The organism is Aquimarina mytili, from assembly GCF_016735115.1.
Lineage (GTDB): Bacteria > Bacteroidota > Bacteroidia > Flavobacteriales > Flavobacteriaceae > Aquimarina > Aquimarina mytili.
Genome location: NZ_JAERQJ010000005.1, coordinates 43450 through 58774, shown reverse-complemented (window position 1 = coordinate 58774; position 15325 = coordinate 43450). Strand labels below are relative to the sequence as shown.

Annotated in this window: 13 protein-coding genes; 10 read left to right on the top strand and 3 right to left on the bottom strand. The window is 34.4% G+C overall.

Translation table 11 applies throughout. The features are described 5' to 3' along the window. Positions 1-13: 13 nt before the first annotated feature. From hemA to JJQ60_RS13395, 9 genes are all read left to right on the top strand, one after another. Entirely contained in the window at positions 14-1264 is a 1251-nt protein-coding gene (hemA, locus tag JJQ60_RS13435; RefSeq protein ID WP_201920915.1) for a glutamyl-tRNA reductase, read from the top strand. A gap of 2 nt (positions 1265-1266) precedes the next feature. Then, positions 1267-2178, top strand: a complete 912-nt coding sequence (hemC, locus tag JJQ60_RS13430; protein WP_201920912.1) for a hydroxymethylbilane synthase — start codon at positions 1267-1269, stop codon at positions 2176-2178. A 115-nt stretch (positions 2179-2293) separates the two neighbouring features. After that, positions 2294-3367 carry a DUF559 domain-containing protein gene (locus JJQ60_RS22305; RefSeq protein WP_201920909.1) on the top strand — a complete coding sequence of 358 codons (1074 nt, stop codon included), beginning with the start codon at positions 2294-2296 and terminating at the stop codon, positions 3365-3367. A gap of 70 nt (positions 3368-3437) precedes the next feature. Continuing rightward, positions 3438-4460 carry a uroporphyrinogen decarboxylase gene (gene hemE, locus JJQ60_RS13420; RefSeq protein ID WP_201920906.1) on the top strand — a complete coding sequence of 341 codons (1023 nt, stop codon included), beginning with the start codon at positions 3438-3440 and terminating at the stop codon, positions 4458-4460. Between the two features lie 8 nt (positions 4461-4468). Beyond that, the gene (locus JJQ60_RS13415) at positions 4469-4960 is read left to right on the top strand and encodes a DUF6973 domain-containing protein (protein WP_201920903.1); all 492 of its coding nucleotides are present in this window, start codon (positions 4469-4471) and stop codon (positions 4958-4960) included. Between the two features lie 100 nt (positions 4961-5060). Beyond that, on the top strand, positions 5061-5849 hold the full coding sequence (locus JJQ60_RS13410; RefSeq protein WP_201920899.1) for an EI24 domain-containing protein: 789 nt from the start codon (positions 5061-5063) through the stop codon (positions 5847-5849). 29 nt (positions 5850-5878) lie between these two features. Beyond that, the gene (gene hemF, locus JJQ60_RS13405) at positions 5879-6781 is read left to right on the top strand and encodes an oxygen-dependent coproporphyrinogen oxidase (protein ID WP_201920896.1); all 903 of its coding nucleotides are present in this window, start codon (positions 5879-5881) and stop codon (positions 6779-6781) included. Positions 6782-6861: 80 nt separating this feature from the next. Next, the gene (locus tag JJQ60_RS13400; RefSeq protein ID WP_201920894.1) at positions 6862-7467 is read left to right on the top strand and encodes a hypothetical protein; all 606 of its coding nucleotides are present in this window, start codon (positions 6862-6864) and stop codon (positions 7465-7467) included. A gap of 78 nt (positions 7468-7545) precedes the next feature. Continuing rightward, positions 7546-7968, top strand: coding sequence for a hypothetical protein (locus JJQ60_RS13395; RefSeq protein WP_201920891.1), 423 nt, complete (start codon positions 7546-7548; stop codon positions 7966-7968). A 26-nt stretch (positions 7969-7994) separates the two neighbouring features. On the opposite strand, the gene JJQ60_RS13390 is transcribed toward JJQ60_RS13395, so the two are convergent. From JJQ60_RS13390 to JJQ60_RS13380, 3 genes are all read right to left on the bottom strand, one after another. Further along, on the bottom strand, positions 7995-9494 hold the full coding sequence (locus tag JJQ60_RS13390) for a carboxypeptidase-like regulatory domain-containing protein (protein ID WP_201920887.1): 1500 nt from the start codon (positions 9492-9494) through the stop codon (positions 7995-7997). Between the two features lie 189 nt (positions 9495-9683). Continuing rightward, the gene (locus JJQ60_RS13385; RefSeq protein WP_201920884.1) at positions 9684-13286 is read right to left on the bottom strand and encodes an ABC transporter permease/M1 family aminopeptidase; all 3603 of its coding nucleotides are present in this window, start codon (positions 13284-13286) and stop codon (positions 9684-9686) included. Continuing rightward, positions 13283-14170, bottom strand: a complete 888-nt coding sequence (locus JJQ60_RS13380) for an ABC transporter ATP-binding protein (RefSeq protein ID WP_201920881.1) — start codon at positions 14168-14170, stop codon at positions 13283-13285. The genes JJQ60_RS13385 and JJQ60_RS13380 overlap by 4 nt, the downstream gene beginning before the upstream one ends. Before the next feature lie 169 nt (positions 14171-14339). On the opposite strand from JJQ60_RS13380, the gene hemB reads away from it, so the two are divergent. Beyond that, the gene (gene hemB / locus JJQ60_RS13375; RefSeq protein ID WP_201921548.1) at positions 14340-15314 is read left to right on the top strand and encodes a porphobilinogen synthase; all 975 of its coding nucleotides are present in this window, start codon (positions 14340-14342) and stop codon (positions 15312-15314) included. Positions 15315-15325: the final 11 nt, after the last annotated feature.

Here is a 15325-nt window from a genome sequence, read left to right as displayed (position 1 = left end):
TAGATTTGATTGGATGGAGCCTCACCTAAGAGCAAAAGGAACGAATTTTTATACCATTGGACTTAGCTATAAAAAAGCTGACGCAGAGATCAGAGGTCACTTTAGTGTAAGTGATGAGGCAAAAAATGCAATACTGCGTCAAGCTAAAGAAGAAGGTATCGAGGCCTTATTGGTTACCTCTACATGTAATCGTACAGAATTACATGGTTTTGCGCAACACCCATTTCAGTTAATCAAATTACTTTGTGAACATACACATGGTACAGTAGAAGAGTTTGAGAAAGTAGCCTATGTGCATAAAAATAGCAAAGCTGTAGCACACTTATTTAAAGTAGGTACAGGTTTAGATAGTCAGATTTTAGGAGATTTCGAAATAATAAGTCAGTTAAAACTTAGTTTTAAAGCCTCTAAACAAGCTGGGGTCACAAATCCATTTCTTGAGCGGCTTATCAATGCTGTGATTCAGGCAAGTAAACGTATTAAGAATGAAACTGAAATTTCTTCAGGTGCAACATCAGTTTCTTTTGCATCAGTACAGTATATTCTTAAAAATGTTGAGGATATTTCTAGTAAGAATATTTTACTTTTTGGTACCGGAAAAATAGGTAGGAATACCTGCGAGAATTTAGTAAAGCATACTAAAAATGATCATATCGTTTTGATCAATCGCACCAAGGATAAAGCCGAAAAAGTAGCAGGAAAATTTAATCTTGTTGTAAAAGAATATGCTAATATTCAATCCGAAATCAAAAATGCAGATATTCTAATTGTTGCTACTGGGGCACATAATCCAACAATTTCTAAACAATTAATCCATTCGGATAAACCATTATTGATCCTGGATCTTTCTATTCCCAAGAATGTTGCTAATGATGTTACCGAATTACCAAATGTTACCTTAGTTCACCTTGATCATTTGTCAAAAATGACCGATGATACTTTACAAAGAAGGCAGCAATACATTCCTCAGGCAGAAAATATTATCGAAGAAGTAAGGTTGGAATTTGATAATTGGTTGGATACTCGAAAATTCGCTCCGACCATCAAAGCGTTGAAGAACAAATTGATCACTTTAAAAGAGGCCGAAATTAATTTGCAACGAAAAAAGTATGCAGATTTTGATGAAGAACAGGCCGATATTATAAGTAGTCGAATCATTCAAAAAATAACAAATCACTTTGCAAATCATCTCAAAGATGAAAATACTTCGGCAGACGAAAGCATAGAATTGATTCAAAAAGTTTTCCAATTACAAAATAAATAGTCTTGGCTAAAACGATTCGTATAGGTACCAGGGATAGTGAGTTAGCACTTTGGCAAGCTAATATGGTACAAAAAAAGCTTACCAATCTTGGATATGATACAAAACTTGTTCCTGTAAAATCAACAGGAGATCTCGTTTTGGATACACCTTTATATGAACTGGGGATTACCGGGATTTTTACGAAAACCCTGGATGTTGCCATGTTAAATGGCGAAGTTGATATTGCAGTTCATTCTATGAAAGATGTCCCTACGGCTTTGCCTAAGGGTATTGTTGAAGCTACTGTTTTAGAACGGGCTAATGTACAGGATATTTTAGTTCATAAAGGTCTGGGTTTTTTAGAAGCCGATGGTGTCATTGCTACCGGAAGCTTACGCAGAAAGGCACAATGGCTTCATAAGTATCCTAAGCATGATGTTGTAGATTTACGAGGTAATGTAAATACCCGAATGCAAAAACTTACGGATAACCATTGGAACGGTGCTATTTTTGCTGCGGCAGGATTAGAACGCATCAACCTGAAACCAGAAAATTACATCACGCTGGATTGGATGATTCCAGCACCTGCACAGGGAGCAATGTTGGTAGTTGCCAAAGAAGAAGATATGTTTTGTCTTGAAGCCTTGGCAAACCTTAATCATGAAGCCTCAGAAATTTGTGTACACATCGAGCGAGAATTTCTAAGAGAATTAGAAGGAGGATGTACAGCACCTATCGGAGCTTTGGCACAAATAGTAGAAAATACTATTCAGTTTAAAGGAGCTTTATTTAGTTTAGATGGAAAACACAAAATTGAAATTTCAGAAGAAGTTTCCATTGACGATGCAGCATCTTTTGGAAAAAGGTGTGCGCAAAAAGTATTAAATAATGGAGGAAGAGAATTGATGAAAGAGATTAAATTGAACCTAAAGTAAAACTATAGTAACGAACCTGTCCCTTCTCCCTTGAGGGAGAAGGCTAGGATGAGGGTGATAACCAGGAAAATCCTCTCTCTAAGGAGAGGGGACTCTTAAATCGGTAAGGGAGTATATGAATATTAAAACTCAAATATCAAGATTGCTTCATAAAGAACAAACCAAAGCTGAAGCTAAGCTTTGGAATTATCTTCGCAATAGGAGATTTGAGAATTTAAAATTTCGAAGACAACACTCTTTAAAAAGCTATGTTGTTGATTTTGTTAACATTGAATGTCAAATTATTATTGAATTAGATGGTGAATACCATCATGATATTCTTCAACAAGAAAAAGACAGATTAAGAGATGTACACCTTGAGGCTTTGGGATATACAGTTCTGAGATTCGAGAATAAAGTTGTTTTTGAGGATCCAGACCTAATTTTGGATAAAATAAAAGAATCGGTTAAAATTAATAAAGGGAAGGTTAGTAGTAAAAATCCCCTCACCCTAACCCTCTCCCCAAGGAGAGGGGACAATCCACCGACTATTTTATCAACAAAAAAACTATCACTAGCTCAAAAGGAGCTACTACTCAATACGGGTATTGGATTTGTAGAATATGATGGGATTCAAATCGAATTTTTGGACAGTAGTATAGGTAAGAGTGAAATCAGAAATGCGATTTTCACGAGTAAGAATGCCGTAAAGTCAGTTTTAAAATCTGGAACAAACATTTCAAATTGTTTTTGCGTAGGTGAAAATACAAAAAAGCTTTTAGAAGAAAATGGCAAAAAAGTGATTGAAACTGCTCAAAATGCTTCAGATTTGGCTAAAATCATTATAAAAAAGTATCAAAATGAGTCTTTTTTGTTTTTTTGCGGAAATTTGAGAAGAAACGAACTTCCGGATCTCTTAAAACAAAATGATGTGGAGATAAAAGAGCAAGTTGTGTATAAAACTCACTTAAATTCAAGGAAATTTGATCGTTCTTTTGATGGAGTATTGTTTTTTAGCCCATCTGGAGTCCAAAGTTATGTGTTAGAAAATACATTGGATAAAAGTGTGGTATTTTGTATTGGCAACACAACAGCTTCTGAAGTAAGAAAGTATACGAATACTATAATAATTGCAAATAAACCTACCGTTGAAAATGTAATCGTCCAGGCGGCGAAGTATTTTAACCAGGATTTGTCATCCCAGATCTGATCTGGGGTCCATTTGGAATATAAAATTTAATAATTAAAAGATTTCAGTTTATACTGGAATGACAGTAAATATGATTAAAAACGATTTATTTCTAAGAGCTTTAAAAGGAGAAACAGTAGAACGACCACCAGTATGGATGATGCGCCAAGCGGGCCGATATTTACCTGAGTTTAGAGCGTTAAAAGCAAAATATGACTTCTTTACGCGTTGTCGTACTCCAGAATTAGCATCCGAAATTACAGTGCAACCCATAGATATCATTGGTCCTGATGCAGCAATCTTGTTTAGCGATATTTTGGTGATCCCACAAGCAATGAATATTGAAGTAGAAATGAAAGATGGGATCGGCCCTTGGTTACCTAATCCAATACGATCACTAAAAGATGTAGAACAAGTTGTGGTTCCTGATGTATATGAAGAATTAGGATATGTTATGGATGCCATTACAATGACCAAAGAGCGTTTGGATAACAGAGTACCGCTTATTGGTTTTGCAGGATCACCATGGACCATCTTGTGTTATGCAGTGCAAGGACAGGGATCTAAAAACTTTGATAAAGCCAAAGAATTATGTTTTACTCAACCTGAAGCAGCACACTTGTTATTGCAAAAAATAACGGATACTACGATTGCATATCTAAAAGCTAAAGTGGCTACCGGAGTAAATGCCGTACAAGTTTTTGATAGTTGGGGAGGTATGCTTTCTCCAGTGGATTATCAAGAGTTTTCTTGGAAATATATTCAGCAAATTGTAGATGCCTTAAAAGACGAAACTCAGGTTATTGTTTTTGGAAAAGGATGTTGGTTTGCATTACAAGAAATGGCAAAATCGGGCGCAGCAGCGCTAGGAGTTGATTGGACCTGTTCTGCACGAAATGCCCGGTACTTAAGTGGAGGAAATATTACACTACAAGGTAATTTTGATCCTTCTAGATTGTTATCACCACCTGCAGATATCAAAAAAATGGTAAAACAGATGATTGATGAGTTTGGGAAGGATCGTTATATTGCTAATCTGGGACATGGTATCTTACCTAATATCCCGGTAGAAAATGCAAGAGCATTTGTAGATGCAGTAAAAGAATATAGATAAGAGATATAATGAGGGTCTGGAGTGTACTCAAAAAACTTAGCCTGAAAGAATTTTTTCAATTAGCGGGTTTAATGCTTCAAAACCCATTATACATTTTGCCAACTCTTAAAGCTACAAAATTAACCTTAGAAATTTGTAATGCTAGTTATGCCGATACGCATCATTTGCATGGTAAAGCAAATGCGTTTCGACATGCATTATGGAATGTGCTGATTTGTCAAAAAACCTTTAAAATCACAAAAAATGATGAAAAATCGATCATTTGGGCTCAAAAAGTGACTGATTTGCACGAAGAACTAGCTCCTAACGAACCTTTAGAAAAGGCAATGGATTTGCATAATAATCAAATAGGAAGATTCTATTTTGCGTCTATAAAGGGTAGTTCTGAAGAAGAAATAATCCTTTTTTTAAAAGAAAAAGCTCAAAAGGGTAAGAAAATAATAGAAATCAAGGACATATTGGATCATCAAAGCAATTTGGTTTATCTTTCTGAAGAGTAATGGAAGAAAAGAACTCGCAAGTTTTAAAATCTATAAGATGATATTGAAACAAAATAGAGGAAAAGACTACTAATTAGAGGTAATCATCAAAAAAGCACTTATGTTTAAAAATATTATTAACGGAATTAAAGCCTACTTTGGCACATTTAAATTGATTTCTAAACTTGGGTTATGGAAGTATTTTGCCATACCGATTTTAATCAGCGTACTTACGGGGGTAAGTTTTGTAGCTTTTGCATATTTCTTTTCGGATGATTTGGGAGTGTTAATTTCTAAAATTTGGCCATGGGAGTGGGGATCTGAAACTTTTGCTACTATCAGTACATATATAGGAGGATTATTGATCCTGGTTTTAGGATTAGTATTGTATAAGCATATTGTGATGGCACTTTCTGCACCATTTATGAGTCCGGTTTCAGAAAAAGTTGAAGCGCATTTTTATGGACAAACAGAACATTCGCATCGTAATACATCCTTTAGACAACAATTAGCAAGAGGTATTCGCATCAACTTGCGTAACTTATTCAGAGAACTATTATTTATGATTCCCTTGCTGATCCTTAGTTTTATACCCGTAATTGGGATTGTAGCTACGATCCTGATATTCCTAATACAAGCGTATTATGTTGGTTTTGGTAATATGGATTATACTATGGAACGACATTTTAACTATAAAGAAAGTATCCGATTTGTAAGAAAAAATAGAGGCACAGCCATAGGAAACGGAATTGTGTTTGTCCTCATGCTTTTCATACCGATTATTGGCTTTATTATTACACTTCCTATATCTGTAGTTGCGGCTTCATCAGAAACTGTTAAGATTTTGGATGAACAAAAACTGATAAGTACTACTAATTCCTCAGGAACACCTAAAGAAATTAATGCCTAGGTTTTTTACCAATGAAATGATTTAATACCATGAAAGATAAATTTTATAACTATATCCAAAACCTTCAGGATACAATTACTTCAAAACTAGAAGAGATTGATGGAGAGGCCAAATTTCATGAAGATATTTGGGAAAGACCAGAAGGAGGCGGAGGTAGAACCCGGGTGATCGAGAACGGAAATGTATTTGAAAAAGGAGGTGTAAATATTTCTGGAGTACACGGTGCTTTACCCAAAGCAATGCAAAGTTATTTCAATGTAGGAGATGTTGACTTTTTTGCATGTGGTTTATCGTTAGTACTTCATCCTAAAAGCCCAATGGTTCCAACTGTGCATGCCAATTGGCGATATTTTGAGATGTATGATAAAGATGGTAAGGTGGTAGATCGTTGGTTTGGAGGAGGTCAAGATTTGACTCCATATTATTTGTATGAAGAAGATGCAAAACACTTTCATAATGTTTGTAAAACATCTTGTGATAAGCATAATCCAGATTTTTATAGGGTGTACAAGAAAAAATGTGATGAGTATTTTTATAATGCTCACCGAGGCGAAGGTCGTGGAGTAGGAGGTTTGTTTTTTGATTATTGTAAAGCAAACGAAACAATGACTATAGAAAATTGGTATGATTTTGTTACCGAAGTAGGAAATAGTTTTCTCGAAGCTTATGTTCCGATTGTTGAACAAAGAAAAGGACAAAAATACACCGATGATCATAAGAATTGGCAAGAAATTAGACGGGGTAGATATGTAGAATTTAACCTTGTTCATGATAAAGGTACCTTATTTGGATTAAAAACAAATGGCAGGATAGAAAGTATCCTAATGAGCCTTCCACCCCGCGTGCAATGGCGGTATAACCATAATCCAAAACCGGGAAGTGAAGAGGAAAAACTAGTTAAAGTGCTTAAAAAACCCGTTGAATGGCAATAAATTGATTTTTTTTTATTATCTTGCGGGCGAATTAATTAAGATGTATGGTATTATATCTTAGTCATTTAACACAAGCCCTTATGAAAAAACTTCTACTATTATCCATTTCAATCCTACTGGTGAGCTGTAATCTTTTTGAGCCAAAGAAAGAAGGATTTGCTAAATTTTCGAAAAACAAAATTGAATTTAAGAACAACACCATTGTTCTTACAAGCGATTATGTAAAAGCAAGCCCCGAAGATTTCAAAGCAAAAATTGAGTTACTAGATAGTAATCTAAAATTTAAAAACATCGCTCTTGCTGAACTGAAAAAGATTCAGGATAAAAAAGTGGATTTCGAATTATTTGTAGACGAAACCAATATCGAGAATTATGTATTTATCTATACTTGCGATTATTATCAATTTGATGAGCATAGAGCTGCTAGAGTAGTACAAGCTCTTAGTGATCAAGTAAAAGATGAAGCAAATGTTCAGGAAGTGAGATACAAAAGAATACATGGTCGATTTTTCTTTACTCCTACTTCAAAAGTAGTTAAGCTTAAGTACTTAAAAGCTTATAAAAAAGACAGAAAATTTCAAACAGAATATATCGTTGCTTCAAAATCAGGAGGTATTGGTCTTTTGATCAGTAACCTTCAAGATATTGATTTTGAAAGCTCTATAAAGCGTTTCGCCTCAAAATAAACGTACAACTGGTTTTTCCAGAACATGTAAAATGCCGTATCTTAGACAAAATTAAGTAGTCTCGATACGGCATTTTTTATGAATATTAATATCATAAAACCACAAATTACACTGTTCCTTGTTATGTTTTTGGCAATGAGTTGTGCTCGTAATGTAGAACCTACCACAGAAAATATCAATAAAATATTTGCGTCAAAGGACTTCACTTTTGAGTTTAATACTGCCGAGGGTATAAAAAGATCGTTGAGTTTTAGAAATGATTATCTGGTTTATAAAAGCGATCAACCTACATTTCGTCGGGGAGTGACTTATGATGAAGTGCTATTGATTAATGATTTTATTCAGAAGATAGTATATCTTCATTCGTCGACATTAGATCCCGAAACAACGTCTCATTACATTATAAAAAACACGGCATACAAAGTAACTATAGTTCCTGAACAGGAAGATTTTTATTTTGATGCATTGATCAAAACTTTAAAATTAGATACTCCTAATTAGATAAGACCGAGAGAAGTTTTTTATAATTATTCTACTTCAGGAGTAGCCGTAAATCTCTTTATGGCTGCATTAGGTTCTATAATGTTGTATCCTTGCCAAAATTGTGGATCGTATTTTGATAAATACTGAGGTTTTATTGATTTGTTTTCTATACTACTGTTATACTCGGTTTTTGTAAGTTGTTTCGAATCAAAAACCACAATCTCGTACTTACGCTTGTAGGTATTCACGGCATCAATCCCAAGAGATAGTTCGTTTTGTTTTCGTCTGCCTTTTACATGTTTGTTTTTCTCAATCACTTTTAAGGGGCGATCAAAACCAAAAAACTCACCTCTATACATTTCTAGAAATTTAAGATCATATTTTTGGTTCGTTCCTTTGGTAAAAAGCATTTTGGCTCGATATAAATTATCTTGATAATGGATCCCTAATAGCTTAAAATTTCTAAGATTTTTTACATTCTCATAATCTACTCTAATCACGGCAAAATCCTCGGTGTTTACATAGAGCGTCCCTTTAAAATCCTCGCTTCTTTTAGGCGAAAAATTGATAATATACACGCTTTGATCATCGATATAGGTATAATCTACAAGTTTAAAATCATATCTTCCTGATTTGTTCAGAAAATTAGACATCACATCTTCATTAAAAAAGAGACTGGATAACAAACTTTTTAATGCTCTTCTTTGATTTTTTAGAAAATCCCCAGTATTCTCCTTATCAATTTTATCTTTTATCTCATCTCCATTTTCGGTTTGCTCAAGTATAGAATCTACTTGCACTTTGGTGCCAAATAATCCTGATTTAATCTTGAGGTAAGAATCTGGCTTAACGTTTTTCTTAAAAATAGTTTCCATGCGTTTAGTCATGGCTTCCATAGATACTTCGTTATTCTTATCGTATAGCTCTGCCGCTTTAATGATATTAATTTTTCCTTCTTCTAAATCACCATAGAAGTCACAAAGGGTTTCGGTATAATACTCAGATTTTCTTGGAATAATGGTAACCACACTATCAATAAGTTTTTTGTCGAGTTCTCTAATGGTTGATTCTTTAAACTTGATATTTAATTTTTTAATCGTATTAAACTCAGATTCCCTGAAAAACAATCGTCTATGCGATAATTCAAAATTGTAGTTCTCAGGAATACGCTCTTTTACAGTATCAATAATCTCATCTATTGTTAGGTTTTTATTGGAAATAAATACGCTTTTAAGTTCGATGGCCTTTGGTTGAATATATATGATACTATCTACCACATTTTTGATAGAAACACCCACTTTTTCATATCCCATAGAAGAAACATAGATAGAATCAATGTTAGAATGTTTACTGCCTAAAATTAAATTAAATCTACCTTCTTCATTTGTAATAATACCTTGATCTTCTGATACCTGAATAGTTGCATAAGGGATAGGTTGATTTGTTTTTTTGTCGATCACCCTAGAGGTTATGGTCTGTGCATTTATAACAAGGCATGTCATAAAAAAAGCTATAGAAACTACCAAAGATGAGTTATAGATCATAAACATAAAGTTTGATTACATAAAGTTCTTACTATTAAAGACGAAATCCAAATCCAAATAGTTGCCTGAAGGATTCGTAAAAAGAAGACTGTAATGACAGGAAAATGTTACATGTATATCCCAAAAAAGAAAATCACGATCAAAACAGCGCATTTCGATCGTGATTTTCAACATTTAACTAACTACAAATTATTCTTCTTCAACAGGCTTTAGGTTATCACCAGAAGTTCTGTCTATTAGTTTATTGTAAGGGTCTATGCCCGCTCTTATGGGTTGCTGATCTGTAATAATGGTAAAGGTGTTTTCGCCGGGTTTTAACCATTTTCGCTCAATATAAAATGGATTTTTAAGAGGTACTTCTTGATCATCTACAATATCTTCTCCAAATAAACCGATCTCGATATAATTGGCCTTATCATCAGTACGTTCTTCTTTTCCTTTATCGTCGTAATAGATCTTTTTGGAATCTACGGTAAAGGTAGTTTCGTATGTATTATTGCTCAATTTTTTAGTCTTTGCCGAAACCACGCGGTTTTCATAAAGTACAATCTCCTTGAAACCGTCTTTAACAGCATATTTCAATGAATCCGGAGCAACATTATAAATAGCTTCAAATAAGTTTTCTGAAGTGGGATATACACCTTTTTCAAAGTGCTTATACTCATGTAAAAAACTTCGAAGAGCAGTATTGATTTTATCTTCACCGATTAGGTCCTGGAGCTCATACATCACCATAGATCCTTTGCGATACCAAATATGTTGTCCGGTTTCTACGTTGAGTAAGGATCGTTCAGGTTTAAAACTAAAGGCTCTGCTTTTCAAATAGGCGTCCAGAGAGTATTTAAGGAAATTCTTGATTCCGTTTTCTCCATATTCATGTTTCATGGTCATTAGCGAAGTATACTCAGCTAAGGTTTCAGAAATAATATTAGCACCCGATGTTTTACTTGGTGTAACGATGTGCCCCCACCATTGGTGTGCAACCTCGTGTGCTGTTACTCTAAAGGCGTAGTTAAAATCTTCTGCCTTATCAAAATTGGCGGCAAACCCAAAATCTTCAGAATAGGGTATTGTTGTGGCAAAAGACTGCGCAAAAGTCGTATGTGCCGGAAACTCTACAATACGTATTACAGAGTTTGGGTATTCATAAAAGTTTTTAGAACAATAATCTAGCGCTACTTTGACTCCTTCTATAAAATACTTAAGATTACGTTTGTGTTTTGGAGAATGATAGATTTCAATATCCACTTTTTTGCCACTAGGAGCGGTCCAGCTCGATTTTTCAACATCGTATCTAGCCGACCCAACATTAAAGAATAAATCGGTTGGCGATTCTAGTTTATAATGATAATATGCTCGATTGTTTTCTTCCCAATTTTTAATCAGTTTTCCTGGCATCAAAGCAGTTTGATCCTTTGCAGTACTTACAACGGCTTCAAAACTCATATAATTGGCATCCTCATTAAACAGGTTTTTCTTTAATGCAGTAGAATCTGTTCTCGGAGGGAATAAATAATCAAGTTTTTCTAAACCATGCTTTACACGTACACCATTTTCAATGATATTTGGTTCGTAATGAAACCTCGGAAAAATAGAATTATTAAAAAAAGATCCATTATAAAGCACTTCAGTTTCTCTAGAGTTGGCAAAACCCTTGGTGTCTGCAAATACTTCTATGGTAAGCTCTGCTTTTTCATTTGGTTGCATCGCATTAGGCAACTTGTAAAAATACATTCTGTATACAGAATCTGTAACTACAGGAGATAGTTCTTTGCCATTATACACTACTTTTTCTAAGCTAGTATGTCCATTAGGAAACTGAACTTCGAGCAGTAATGTATCAATAGGAGTATTGTAGTTGTTAATGATTTTAAACTCTCCTTTGGCTTTTACGTTTCTTTTCTTTGGGAAAAGATCAATATAGGCTTTCAAATCGGTTACTTGAGGGTGTGCCTGACCAATATATTTTGCATATTTCTTTTCGGCATCGGCACCTACCTTTTCAGATTCGTCACCACTAACAATTTCATTTAAAACCTTTAGATTATAATAGCTGTATCCTGCAACAGATACAAAAGCAATTACAACTAATGTTAATGTAGCTATTGTTTTGGTATTGAATCTTTGTTTGGCAAGAGTAAGTCTTTCTTTGGCAGAAGAGAAAAACCCTCTGGTCCAGAATAACTTACCGATCAACATTAGTATTCCTGTTAGCAATATCCAATATAAGTTTAACCAGGTGATTCCGGTTAAATAATGACCAAAACCATTTAAATCACTGATAAAAAATGGTGTAGTCGCTCCATAAATTAGCATAGGGTTACTACTCTTCAAAGCAAAGGTAACCAGCAGTGGTAGCCCAACATAAATTAAAATAACGATAAAATGGCCTAAAAATTTATTGTTTACCAGGACATGAATAAAAAAGGCTAATAAGACTGTTGTTATGAAACTTGGGAGGATCAACAAAAAGTTATATGTAAAAGACATATCTAACTCATATCCAAAATATCCATTAAAGGTCTGAAACAATATACCTACAAAGATATTAACTAAAGTAAGCACAACAGCTATTCCAGTTAAGGATATAATTTTAGAGAAATATAAGCTAGAATTACTGATAGGCAGTGCATCATAAAACACAAATGTTTTGTTTTTTCTTGTTCTGTGCACAGCTTCCCCAGAATAGATTACTAAAATGATAATTGATAACAATGTAATCCCTCCAGAAATATAAGTTATGATATATCTGGTTAATGGAAGATTAGGGGTGCCATAGGTTTCGTTTGCCTGAAAAACTGTAATTAATGATATGATAATCCCGATAATCAAAAGAATTATAAAAACAGGATCTTTAATGATCGATAAAAACTCAATTTTACTGAGAGATAGTAAATTTTGTCTTTCGGTTTTTTTGGTAAATAATTGAGTCACCGAAGTAGCTAAAGATGGGCGATATTGATCATTATTTGAAGTGTTCTTCTGCTTGGCAGATAATAAAAACTTCTTGTAATCAAACCTGAAATATGTAATTAGAAAAAACAGAAGCCCTATTCCTAACCAAAGCATGCGGTTCATCAAAAATTTACCATAAATAGGAAGTTGATTAATGTTTAACTCATTTATTGACCAATATTTTTTAACAAAACTAAAGGCTCTATTTCCGAAAGGATCTAAATATACGGTTAACCATTGGTTATCTATACTTCGCATCAGATCACCAGTAATACTATATAATAAAAATAGACAGATCCCTCCTAAGTAGATAATGGGCATTTTTTTAAAAAATGCCATCAGACAGAAAAACAATGATCCGATTAAAAGGGCATTGATTTGTAATATAAACAAAAAGGGCAGGAGGTAAGACATGATATTAAAACTCATATACTCTCCATAATCAGGGCGATCTAAAAAAGCACCGATTCCAAATCCGATAATGGCACCAATAACAATAAAAATATTGAGTAAAGTTGCTATCGAAAAACTACCCAAAAATCGCCCCAGCACATATGATTTTTGTGGGATAGGAAAAGTAAAATACGTTTGTGCCGTTTTGTGATCTTTATCTCTAAATATGGGTACTCCCATAATAGCGGCATAAAAGAAAATAGAGATGATCGAAATGGGTCCCATAACCCCGATGATATTATTCGGGCTATTTACAAATTGTGCAGTAATCGATTTTTCGAAATAAGCCACCAGTAAAGCAATTATGAGCCCTAATGCAGCATAAATCCAAGTTGCAGGTCTTTTTAGCCTATATTTTAATTCAAACAAAAATATTTCTATCATATTGTAGCCTCCTGTTCTTCTTTTTTATTGATACAGTAGAAATAGAAATCTTCAAGATCATTATGTACAGGTTCAAAACCTTGTCCGGGATTGGTATCACTATATATATTGACATAAAACTGACCTCCTCTAAGGTAATTTGATAGTACTACGAACTCATTTTCAACAGCTTCTAATTCAGACTTTTCTATATGTTTTCTGAAAACTTTGCCATTTAATCGATCGGACAATTCTTGTGGGTTGCCTTGTACTAGGATTCGGCCTTCATTAAATACAGCCATATTTTGACACAAATTGGTGACATCATCTACGATGTGGGTACTTAGAATTACTACGGCATTTTCACCTAATTCGCTTAATAAGTTATGAAATCGGTTTCGCTCTAAAGGATCAAGACCCGCAGTAGGCTCATCAACAATAATTAATTTAGGATTGCCTAACAAAGCTTGTGCTATACCAAAGCGTTGGCGCATCCCTCCAGAATAATCTCCAAGGTTACGATTTCTAAATTTATACAGGTTTACTTTATTTAATAAATCGGCTACATAACCTTTGCGCTCATTTTTATTAGTAATTCCCTTTACTTTGGCAATATGATCCAGCATCATCTCAGCAGATACCTTTGGGTATACTCCAAAATCCTGTGGTAGATATCCGAGAACTTTTCTCAATTCTTCGGGTTGTTTAAAGACATCGATACCATCAAACTCAATCGTACCAGAATCGGCTAATTGTAATGTGGCAATAGTTCTCATCAAAGAAGATTTTCCTGCTCCATTGGGTCCTAAAAGACCAAACATTCCTTTTTCTAAAGTCAAAGTAACATCATGTAATGCCTGGGTACCGTTGGGATACGTTTTGTTGAGATTTTTTATGGTTAGCATAAGTTCAAAGTTTGCAATTTATGTATTGTTATGTTAGTAGCACATGTTAAGGTTTTGTTACAGGATTTGATATATTTTTCTAGTAAATATATCTTTAAATAAGTATTCATACATGATCTCTCGTATTTGAGATATGAGTATCTTTACACCTATCAATTTAAAGTTAGGAATGCAACAACTTCGTAGAAACAGACGATTAAGAACCAATGAAGCCATTCGTTCTTTGGTTAGAGAAAACACAATTACTCCCCATGATTTTTTAGTTCCACTTTTTGTCGTAGAAGGAAAAGGTGTACAGGAAGAAATAGCTTCTATGCCTGGTTATTATAGATATAGTCTGGACTTGCTTAAGAATGAGGTTAAAGAGCTTTGGTCTATGGGATTAAAATCGGTATTATTATTTGTGAAGGTACCTGATACCCTAAAAGATAATAAGGGAACCGAAGCATTAAATCCAGACGGATTAATGCAAAGAGCTGTAAAAACGGTAAAAGAAGTAACCCCAGATATGTTGGTCATGACCGATGTGGCACTGGATCCGTATTCTTCTTATGGTCACGATGGCATTGTAAAGAATGGATATATCGTTAATGATGAAACTTGTGAAGTTTTGGCAGAAATGTCGTTATCTCATGCTCAAGCGGGAGCTGATTTTGTAGCTCCCAGTGATATGATGGATGGCCGTATACTTTCTATCAGAGAGATCCTGGAAGAAGAAAATTATGTCAATACGGGGATTATGAGCTATAGTGCTAAATATGCATCGGCATTTTATGGACCATTTCGGGATGCATTAGATTCTGCACCAGGATTTGGTGATAAAAAAACATATCAAATGGACTTTGCTAATCGCGAAGAAGCCATTAAAGAAACGCTTATGGATATCGAAGAAGGAGCAGATATTGTAATGGTAAAACCAGGATTGTGCTATTTAGATCTGGTTAGAGAGGTCAGAGATAACGTTGATGTTCCTGTGGCGGTATATCAAGTAAGCGGCGAGTATGCTATGCTTAAAGCAGCTGCAGAAAAAGGTTGGCTAGATCATGATGCCGTTATGTTAGAACAAATAATGGCTTTTAAAAGAGCAGGAGCGCACATTATTGCCAGTTATTTTGCTAAAGATGTGGTAAAATTACTAGGATGATATACGATCAA